9 protein-coding genes are annotated in these 8,851 nt (G+C 68.7%); 4 read left to right on the forward strand and 5 right to left on the reverse strand.

From position 1 onward, the window contains the following. Window positions 1–7: 7 nt before the first annotated feature. Entirely contained in the window at window positions 8–952 is a 945-nt protein-coding gene (gene xerD, locus CDO46_RS22670; protein WP_087840851.1) for a site-specific tyrosine recombinase XerD, read from the reverse strand. Then, window positions 949–1,665 (reverse strand): TetR/AcrR family transcriptional regulator, encoded by a 717-nt coding sequence (locus CDO46_RS22675; protein ID WP_087840852.1) that lies wholly within the window; start codon window positions 1,663–1,665, stop codon window positions 949–951. Before CDO46_RS22675 ends, xerD begins: the two co-directional genes overlap by 4 nt. Window positions 1,666–1,755: 90 nt before the next feature. Between CDO46_RS22675 and CDO46_RS22680 the strand changes: the two genes are divergently transcribed. Next, window positions 1,756–2,235, forward strand: a complete 480-nt coding sequence (locus CDO46_RS22680) for a DUF2214 family protein (protein ID WP_132979400.1) — start codon at window positions 1,756–1,758, stop codon at window positions 2,233–2,235. A 343-nt stretch (window positions 2,236–2,578) separates the two neighbouring features. Here CDO46_RS22680 and CDO46_RS22685 read toward each other — a convergent pair whose 3' ends face one another. Then, window positions 2,579–3,565, reverse strand: coding sequence for a tripartite tricarboxylate transporter substrate binding protein BugE (locus CDO46_RS22685; protein ID WP_087840854.1), 987 nt, complete (start codon window positions 3,563–3,565; stop codon window positions 2,579–2,581). 169 nt (window positions 3,566–3,734) lie between these two features. Next, a complete protein-coding gene (queG, locus tag CDO46_RS22690; RefSeq protein WP_087840873.1) occupies window positions 3,735–4,850 on the reverse strand; it encodes a tRNA epoxyqueuosine(34) reductase QueG in 1,116 nt (371 codons plus the stop codon). 22 nt (window positions 4,851–4,872) lie between these two features. On the opposite strand from queG, the gene tsaE reads away from it, so the two are divergent. Further along, the gene (gene tsaE / locus CDO46_RS22695; RefSeq protein ID WP_243724449.1) at window positions 4,873–5,373 is read left to right on the forward strand and encodes a tRNA (adenosine(37)-N6)-threonylcarbamoyltransferase complex ATPase subunit type 1 TsaE; all 501 of its coding nucleotides are present in this window, start codon (window positions 4,873–4,875) and stop codon (window positions 5,371–5,373) included. Further along, a complete protein-coding gene (locus CDO46_RS22700; RefSeq protein ID WP_087840856.1) occupies window positions 5,337–6,767 on the forward strand; it encodes an N-acetylmuramoyl-L-alanine amidase in 1,431 nt (476 codons plus the stop codon). The genes tsaE and CDO46_RS22700 overlap by 37 nt, the downstream gene beginning before the upstream one ends. Window positions 6,768–6,916: 149 nt before the next feature. Here the strand turns inward: CDO46_RS22700 and CDO46_RS22705 are convergent, their stop codons facing one another. After that, on the reverse strand, window positions 6,917–7,561 hold the full coding sequence (locus CDO46_RS22705) for a VTT domain-containing protein (protein WP_087840857.1): 645 nt from the start codon (window positions 7,559–7,561) through the stop codon (window positions 6,917–6,919). A gap of 123 nt (window positions 7,562–7,684) precedes the next feature. On the opposite strand from CDO46_RS22705, the gene mutL reads away from it, so the two are divergent. Then, on the forward strand, window positions 7,685–8,851 hold a 1,167-nt coding region (mutL, locus tag CDO46_RS22710), incomplete at its 3' end, for a DNA mismatch repair endonuclease MutL (protein ID WP_217896329.1).

Raw genomic sequence — 8,851 nt, forward strand, 5'->3', positions numbered from 1 at the left:
GGCGGCCTCAGCCGCGCGGGTGATGCCGCGCGTGCAGCAGTTTAAGCCGCTCGCGCGCGATGTGCGTGTAGATCTGCGTGGTGGAGATGTCGGCATGCCCGAGCAGCATCTGCACCACTCTCAGGTCCGCGCCGTGATTGAGCAGGTGCGTGGCGAAGGCGTGCCGCAGCACGTGCGGCGACAAGGCGGCGCGCACGCCTGCCCGGACCGCGTACTTCTTGACGATGAGCCAGAAGCTCTGCCGGGTCATGGGAGCGGCGCGGGCGGTCACGAACAGCGCGTCGCTGACCTTGCCGCCCAGCAGCGCGGGACGCGCTTCTTCCAGATAACGCGTGATCCAGTGCGCCGCCTCGGCGCCCAGCGGCACGAGGCGGTCCTTGCCGCCCTTGCCCATGACCACGCGCACCACCCCCTCGTTCAAGCCGACGTCCAGGGACTTCAGGTCGACGAGTTCGGACACGCGCAGGCCCGTGGCGTACAGCGTCTCCAGCATGGCGCGGTCACGCAGCCCCAGGTCGGTGTCGAGGTCCGGCGCGCTCAGCAGGGCTTCGACCTGGGCCTCGGACAGCGTCTTGGGCAAGCGCGGCGGCTGCTTGGCGGCACGCAGGGTCAGGCAAGGATCGGCCTGCACGCGGTGCAGGCGCAGGGCCCATTGGAAATAGCGGCGCAGCGTCGCCAGCCGCCGGTTGGCCGTGGTGGCCTTGCTCTGGTGGTGGACCGCCGCGAACCACGCCTCGATGTCGTGCGCCTGGGCACGGTCCAGGGCCGAGGCGCGCTTGTCTTTCAGCCAGGCGTCGAAGGCCGACAAGTCCTGGCGGTAGGCGCGCAGGGTGTTGCCGGACAGTCCGTCCTCCAGCCACATGGCTTCGAGGAACGCCGCGATGCCGGGATCGTCTCCCGGACGGACCACCCCCTGCCTGGACCTGGCCCGGCCATCCCGCGCCGCATTCATGCCGCGCGTCCCCGGCTCCGCCGCCGCGTGCCGGCGCCCGGTGGCGCAAGCAGCGCCACCTCCAGGACAGCCAGCACGTCGTCGCCGGTACGGGATGCGAAGGCGGGAACCGACTGCCGGCCGCGCCAGCCGTCGAGCCGGCCTTCGAGCAGCAGGGTCGCGAAACCATGGACCGCGGACCATGCCAGCAACAGCCGGCGCTCGAAATCCTCGCCCTGCCCGTCCAGCCCCCGTTCGGCCAGCGCGCCGGCCAGCGTGCTGGACAAATGGCCGGCGGCCTCGCTGCCCGCCTGCTCCAATCCCGGATCGCCGGGAGACAAGCGGTCGTAGCGGAACATCAGCTGGAACTGGGCGCGATGGCCGATCGCGAAATCGATGTAGGCCAGCCCCACCGCCCGCAGCTGGGCCTGCGGCGAGGCGGCGGCCTTGTCGCGATAGGCCCGCATCATGGCCGACAACTGCCGGAAGCCGGCAGCGGCGAACGCCGTCAGCAGCCCGGCGGCATCGCCGAAGTGATGCGCGGGCGCCGCATGGGAAACCCCCGCGCGCCGCGCGCATTCGCGCAGCGTAAAGCCTTCCAGGCCGCGCTCGTCGAGCAGGGATCGGGCCGCGTCGAGCAATGCCTGGCGCAGGTCGCCGTGGTGATAAGAACCCGCCTGGCGGGCAACGGTGCGACGGGGGCTCTTGCCACCCGGGGGAAGATCAGCTCGCATGCCCCATCTTCGCAAAGAAATCTTTACGCCGTCAAATTGACGGACAGCCTTCCCGGATTATTCTTGACAGTGTAAACATCGGAAGCTATCGTGGCGCTTTCTCATCTAGACAGCGTCAAGACCATGATTGCCGATTTCATTCTCGCGTGGATGCACCATCTCTGTTTCCTGGGCATGGCCGCGGCACTGGCCATGCAATGGACGCTCCTCAACCCTGCCCGTCCGAGCATCCCCCTGGCCCTGCTCGGCAGGACCGACGCCTGGTACGGCAGCCTGGCCATGCTGATCCTGGCCATCGGCGCGGCACGCGTCGCCTGGGCCCCCAAGGGCGCGGCCTTCTACCTGGACAACCCCGTCTTCTGGGCCAAGATCGCGGTCTTCCTGGCCGTCGGCGCCATCTCGGCCCTGCCCACCATCAACTACCTGCGCTGGCGCCAGCAAGCCCGCCACGACGCGGACTTCCAGCCAGCAGCCGCCGACGTAAGCAAAGTCCGCAAGGCCATCCGCCTCCAGTTCCTGGGCTGGCTAGCCCTCCCCATCCTGGCCGCCGCCATGGCTCGGGGGGTTTAACCCCCCCTACGCGCGCTTCGCGCGCCCGGCATGGTGAGCCCCCAGCCGCTACGCGGCAGCCCCCCGAGGGGGCGGGGACCCGCCTTGGGGCGGCCCGGCGCCGGGTCCCGGGGCGATGCGAGTGAACCGGCAAAGCCGGTCCACCGCATCCTGGGGTACCAACAGGCTGGCGGAGGACAGGCGTTCTTGCCTCTTGTCAGCACAAATGCGAACGGCCTTGCATCATGATGCAAGGCCGTTCCCGTATTCGCGGTCGTCCCAGACCCAGGGCACAGCGGATCCGGCTCTGCCGGTCCGCCAGTGCCGCCCCCTGGGGGGCGCGCGAAGCGCGTAGGGGGGGGCCCTACTCCAATTTGATGTTTTGCTTCTTCACGACTTCCTTCGCCTTGTTCAGTTCCTTCTCGATCTCGGTGCGGAACTCGGCGGGCGTGTTGCCGACGGCGGCGGCGCCCTGCTTGGCCAGGGTGTCCTTCACCTGCGGATCGGACAGCACCTTCACCGCAGCGTCGCGCAGCTTGTTGATGATGTCGGCGGGCGTACCGGCGGGAGCCAGCAGGCCGTACCAGGCCGGGTCGTTCATCAGCGGCAGGCCGAGTTCCTTGAACGTGGGCACGTCGGGCAGGCCATCCACCCGCTTGTCCCACGCGACCGCCAGTGCCTTGAGCTTGCCGGCCTGGATGTTGGGCATGGACGAAGGCAGGTTGTCGAACAGCATCTGCACCTGGCCGCCCACCACGTCGGCGATGGCCGGTCCCGAACCGCGATAGGGAATGTGGACGATCTTGGCGCCCGTGCCCAGCTGGAAGAGTTCACCCAGGAAGTGATTGATGCTGCAAGTGCCCGAGGTGGCGAACGAGAACTTGCCGGGCTCTTTCTTGGCCAGTTCCAGGAACGACTTGAAGTCGTTGGCCGGGACCTTGGGATTGACGGCCAGCACGTTGGCCGTGTGGGCGAAGTTGGTGACCGGCTGGAAGTCCTTGAGCGGGTCGTAGCCCAGCTTGGGGTTGCAGGCAGGGTTGATGGCCATCGTCGAGACGGTGGCGATGCTCAGGGTATAGCCGTCCGGCGCGGCGCGCGCGGCTTCGCTGGCGCCGATGGCCCCGCCGCCGCCGCCGCGGTTCTCGATCACGAAGGGCTGGCCGAGTTCGCGGCCCATGCGCTCGCCCACGAGCCGGGCGATGATGTCCGTCGAGCCGCCCGGCGCGAACGGCACGATGACGCGTACGGGCTTGTTGGGATAGGACTGGGCGGCGGCCGTGCCAGGCACGGCGAGCATGGCGGCGGAAACGGTCAGCCCCGCCAGCGAAGCGGCGATTCTTGCTGCTTTCATGCGTACTCCTCTTGTGGATGGTCCTTCACGGAATCGGCCCGTGCCGCAACGATGCGGAGGCGTCTGCGCGCCGGTCTCGATGCTGCGCGTTTCTAATGCTGTCTTGACCTCATGGGCTCAAGTGGGCCTGGCCAAAAGAATAGCAAACAGGTTTGACACGCTGTACATGTCACACCTCTCGTTTTCCCCGACTCTGGCGCTCCAGCGCCCAGCGCACGTGTTCCCGGACCAGTCCGCTGGGGTGGTCGGCGCGCTCGCGCAGCGCCGCGCGCGCCTGGTCCGAGGCCGGCGCGTTGCCCAGCGCCACCGCCAGGTTCCGCAGCCAGCGCTCGTAGCCGATGCGGCGGATCGCGCTGCCCTGGGTACGTTCGTCGAAATCCCGCTCGCTCCAGGCGAACAGGTCCAGCAGCGAAGCCGTGTCCAGTCCATGGCGCGGCTCGAAATCCCCCTCGGCGCAGGCGCGCGCGTATTTGTTCCAGGGACAGGCGGTCTGGCAGTCGTCGCAGCCGTAGACGCGCGTGCCGATGGCCGGCCGCAGCGCCTCGGGGATGCTGCCCTTGAGCTCGATGGTCAGGTAGGAAATGCAGCGCCGGGCGTCCACCACGTAGGGCGCCACGATGGCGCCGGTCGGACAGGCGTCGATGCAGCGGCGGCATTGCCCGCAATGCGGCGTCTCCAGGCTGTCTGCCGGCAGGGGCAGGTCGGTCAGGATCTCGCCCAGGAAGAACCAGCTTCCGTCGCGTGACAGCAACAACGTATGCTTGCCGCGCCACCCCAGGCCGGCCTTGCGCGCCAGCTCCACTTCCATGACCGGCGCCGAATCGGTGAAGACCCGGTAGCCGAAGGGGCCGACGTGCTCGGCGATGCGGTCGGCCAGCCGTTGCAGGCGCTGGCGCAGGACCTTGTGGTAGTCGCGGCCCAGGGCATAGGTGGCGACGACCGCCCGGCCGCCGTCCTCGAGGGCCTGGCGCTGGCGCGCCGCCAGCGCGGGCCCGTCCAGCGGGGCATAGTCCATGCGTACCATGATGGCCGAGCGCGCCCCCGAGACCAATCGGGTCGGATCCTGCCGCAGCGGCAGGTGGCGCTCCATATAATCCATCTCGCCATGCATGCCCTCGGCCACCCAGGCGGCCAGCCGCCGGCCCGCCTCTTCCAGGTCGAGGTCGGCGAATCCCACCGCGGAAAAACCCAGCTCTCGGCCCCAGCCGCGTATGGTCTCGGCCAGCGCGGCCAGGTCGGGGCCGTCGTGGGTGGAAACGGGGGCAAACGGGGGCGACGCTGACATACTGTCATGGTAGCCCATGCCCATGAACCCTGCCCTTCATCCCGCCATGCCCGACTCCCGCCACGCCCATCTGCCCGACGAATCCGCCACCGAAGCCCTGGCCGCCCGGATGGCTCCGCTGGTGGCCCACGGAGGCCGCATCCACCTCCACGGCGACCTCGGAGCGGGCAAGACCAGCTTCGCCCGGGCACTGTTGCGCGGAGTCGGCGTTACAGGTCGAATCAAAAGTCCGACGTTCACGCTAGTTGAACCTTACAAAGTTTCGAACTTATACTGCTATCACTTTGATTTTTATCGTTTTACCGATCCACGCGAGTGGATCGACGCCGGATTCCGGGACGCCCTGCGCGATGACGCCCTCGTGCTCATCGAATGGGCGGAACGCGCAGGCGGTGCGCTTCCGGTCCCGGACCTGGACATCGCGCTGTCTTATGAAGGCGCAGGACGCGGGGTGACGCTCGACGCCCACACCGCAAAAGGGCAGGCATGGCTGAACACACTTTTTCCCGACACGACGGGCTAGAACCCGACCCCGACCTTCCGGCCGGCACACCGGCCCTGTCCTACGCCCAGGCCCAAGGGGTGCTCGCGCCCCGCGGCGTCTCGCGCCGCCGGCTGGTGGCCGGCCTGGCCGCCACCCTGGTGGTGCCCCTGGTCCCAACGGCCACCCGGGCCGCCGAACTGGTCGCGGTGCGCCTGTGGCCCGCCCCCGACTACACCCGGCTCACGCTGGAGCTGGACGCCGAGCTCAAGACCGAGCACTTCGTGCTGGACAATCCGGACCGCGTGGTCCTGGATATCGAAGGCGTGGAAATGAACGCCGCGCTGCGCGACCTGGTGTCCAAGGTCCGGCCGGACGACCCCTACATCGCCAGCGTACGCGTCGGGCAGAACCGCCCCAACGTGGTACGGCTGGTGCTGGACCTGAAGCAGGAAACCATTCCCCAGGTCTTCAGCCTCAAGCCCGTGGGCGAATACAAGCACCGCCTCGTGCTCGACCTGTATCCGAAGGCGGCCCAGGATCCCCTGGTCGCGCTGGCGAACAAGGGTAGCAGCGACCCGATGGCGCAGATGCTGGACAACCTGCAGTCCGAGCGCGACGCCATTCCCGCGCCCGGTACGGGCTCGGCCGCCAACGGCGCACCCATCCCGGAAGCGGTGCCCGAGGCGCCGCCGTCCATCCGCCGGCGCTCCGATCCCGCGGTCGCGCGCATGATCACCGTCGCGCTGGACCCCGGCCACGGCGGCGAGGACCCCGGCGCCATCGGCCGCGGCGGCACGCGGGAAAAGGACGTCGTGCTGCGGATCGCCCGCGGGCTCAAGGCCATGATCGACCAGCAGCCCAACATGCGCGCCATGCTGACCCGCGACGGCGACTACTTCGTGCCGCTGCACGTGCGCGTGGCGAAGGCGCGCCGGGTGCAGGCCGACCTGTTCGTGTCGGTGCACGCCGACGCCTGGATCAAGCCGGATGCGCGCGGCTCGTCGGTGTTCGCGCTGTCGGAAAGCGGGGCCAGCAGCAGCGCGGCGCGCTGGCTGGCGGCCAAGGAAAATGCTTCCGACCTGATCGGCGGCGTCAACATCGGCTCGCACGACAAGCAGATCGCCCGGGTGTTGCTGGACCTATCCACCACGGCCCAGATCAACGATTCGCTCAAGCTCGGCCGCGCGGTGCTGGACGAACTGTCCAACATCAACCGCCTGCACAAGCCGCGGGTCGAGCAGGCCGGCTTCGCCGTGCTGAAGGCGCCCGACATTCCGTCCATCCTGGTCGAGACCGCCTTCATCAGCAATCCGGAAGAGGAAAAGCGCCTGTCGGACGTGTCCTACCAGAGCAGCATGGCGACCGCCATCATGCAGGGCATCCAGCGCTATTTCGCGAAGAACCCGCCGCTGTCGAAGAACAAACTGACGTAGGGGTCCCCCCCTACGCGCTTCGCGCGCCCCCCAGGGGGCGGCGCTGTCGGACCGGCGGAGCCGGATCCGCGGCGCCCTGGCAACCTACCGGTTGGTGGAGGGGTGGGGGCTTTACAAAAAAACGGCCTCACACGAGGCCGTTTCGTTTTTCAGGCGCGTTTCGATCGCAGCCCGCCTATCAACTTCCATAGGCCGCCCAGTACGACCGGGACGATGGCGGCGGCCAGGCCTATCAGGACGATGGTGTTCAGGTGTTCGCGCACCAGGGGCAGGTTGCCGAAGAAGTAGCCGGCCAGGACGAGCAGGAGCACCCACAGCAGCGCGCCGATGACGTTGAAGAACTGGAAGCGGGCGACGGTCATGTAGCCGACGCCGGCGACGAAGGGAGCGAAGGTCCGGACCACGGGCAGGAAGCGGGCGATGATCAGGGTCTTGCCGCCGTGCTTCTCGTAGAAGGCGTGGGTCTTGATCAGCGCCGCGCGGTCCAGGAAGCGGATGTTCTGCGAGAAGACGCGGGGGCCGATGTAGCGGCCGACGTAGTAGTTGACGGTGTTGCCCGAGACCGCCGCGATCAGTAGCAGCACGATCAGCAGCCCGGGGTGCATGCTGCCGGTGGCGGCGAAGGCGCCGGCGATGAACAGCAGCGAGTCGCCAGGCAGGAAGGGCAGGACGACCAGACCGGTCTCGGCGAAGACGATCAGGAACAGGATAAGGTAGATCCAGGCGCCATATTGCGCGACCCATACGCCCAGGGTCTGGTCGATATGGATCAACATCTGAAGGAATTCGAGCATGGGAAACCGGCGGTGAGGGACGAGAGAAAAGGCGAGCGGGCACTATAGCCGACGCACGCGTTTCCGCGCATGTCAAAGCATGACAGGATCCCTGCGCCCGGGAGGGGCCACTATAATCCGCCCATGTCCGAACGTCGCCCCATCGCCCAGCTTCCCGACCTCCTGATCAGCCAGATCGCGGCGGGTGAAGTCATCGAGCGCCCTGCCTCGGTCCTGAAGGAATTGATGGAGAACGCCATCGACGCCGGCGCGCGCGCGATCGACGTGCGACTCGAGGGTGGCGGCATCCGGCGGATCGCCGTCAGCGACGACGGCGGCGGCATTCCTCCCGACGAACTGCCGCTGGCCGTGGCCCGCCATGCCACCAGCAAGATCCGGTCGCTGAACGAGCTCGAATCGGTGGCCTCGATGGGATTCCGCGGCGAGGCGCTGGCCTCGATCGCCTCCGTTGCCCGGCTCACCCTGATTTCACGCACGGCCAGCGCGGACCATGCCTGGCAATGGGAAGACGGGCAGGTTTCCCCGGCCTCCGGCCCTCCGGGCACGACGGTGGACGTGCGCCAGTTGTTCGACCTGGTGCCGGCCAGGCGCAAGTTCCTGAAATCGGAAGCGACGGAATTCGGCCATTGCGTGGAGGCGTTCCAGCGCATCGCGCTCGCGCACTGCCATATCGCCTTCCGCCTGTTCCACCACGACCGTGCCTACCAGCAGCACCTGCCCGCCGACCCGGTGCGCCGCATCCATGACGTGCTGGGCGCGGAGTTCGGCCAGGGCGGCCTGCCGGTGCAGGCCGACGCCGGCGCGATCCGCCTGCGCGGCGTCGTCTCGCGCCCCACCGCCTCGCGCGCCCGCGCCGACCGCCAGTACCTGTACGTCAACGGCCGCTTCGTGCGCGACCGCACGGTCAGCCACGCCATGCGCGCCTCCTATGCGGACGTGCTGCACGGCGACCGCCAGCCGGCCTACGTGCTGTTCCTGGACCTGGACCCCGCTGCGGTGGACGTCAACGTCCATCCGGCCAAGCACGAGGTGCGCTTCCGCGAAAGCGGCGCGGTGCACCGCTTCGTGACGCAGATCATTGGCCAGACCCTGGCTCACGCCGCCGGCGCCGCGCCCGGCATGGACACGGCCGCCGAGGCGCCGCCGTCCGAGGCGGTCCTGGCCGGCGGCATGCCCGCCCCGGCCGTTCCCCATGCCATCGGCCCGGGCGCCGCGCCGGTACCCTCCTCGTCCGAGCCGGCCTTCGCGCGCCCCGTGGCGCCCGCGCTGGCCTCGTCCTCGCAATTGCCG

The sequence above is a fragment of the Pigmentiphaga sp. NML030171 genome (assembly GCF_002188635.1).
Lineage (GTDB): Bacteria > Pseudomonadota > Gammaproteobacteria > Burkholderiales > Burkholderiaceae_B > Pigmentiphaga > Pigmentiphaga daeguensis.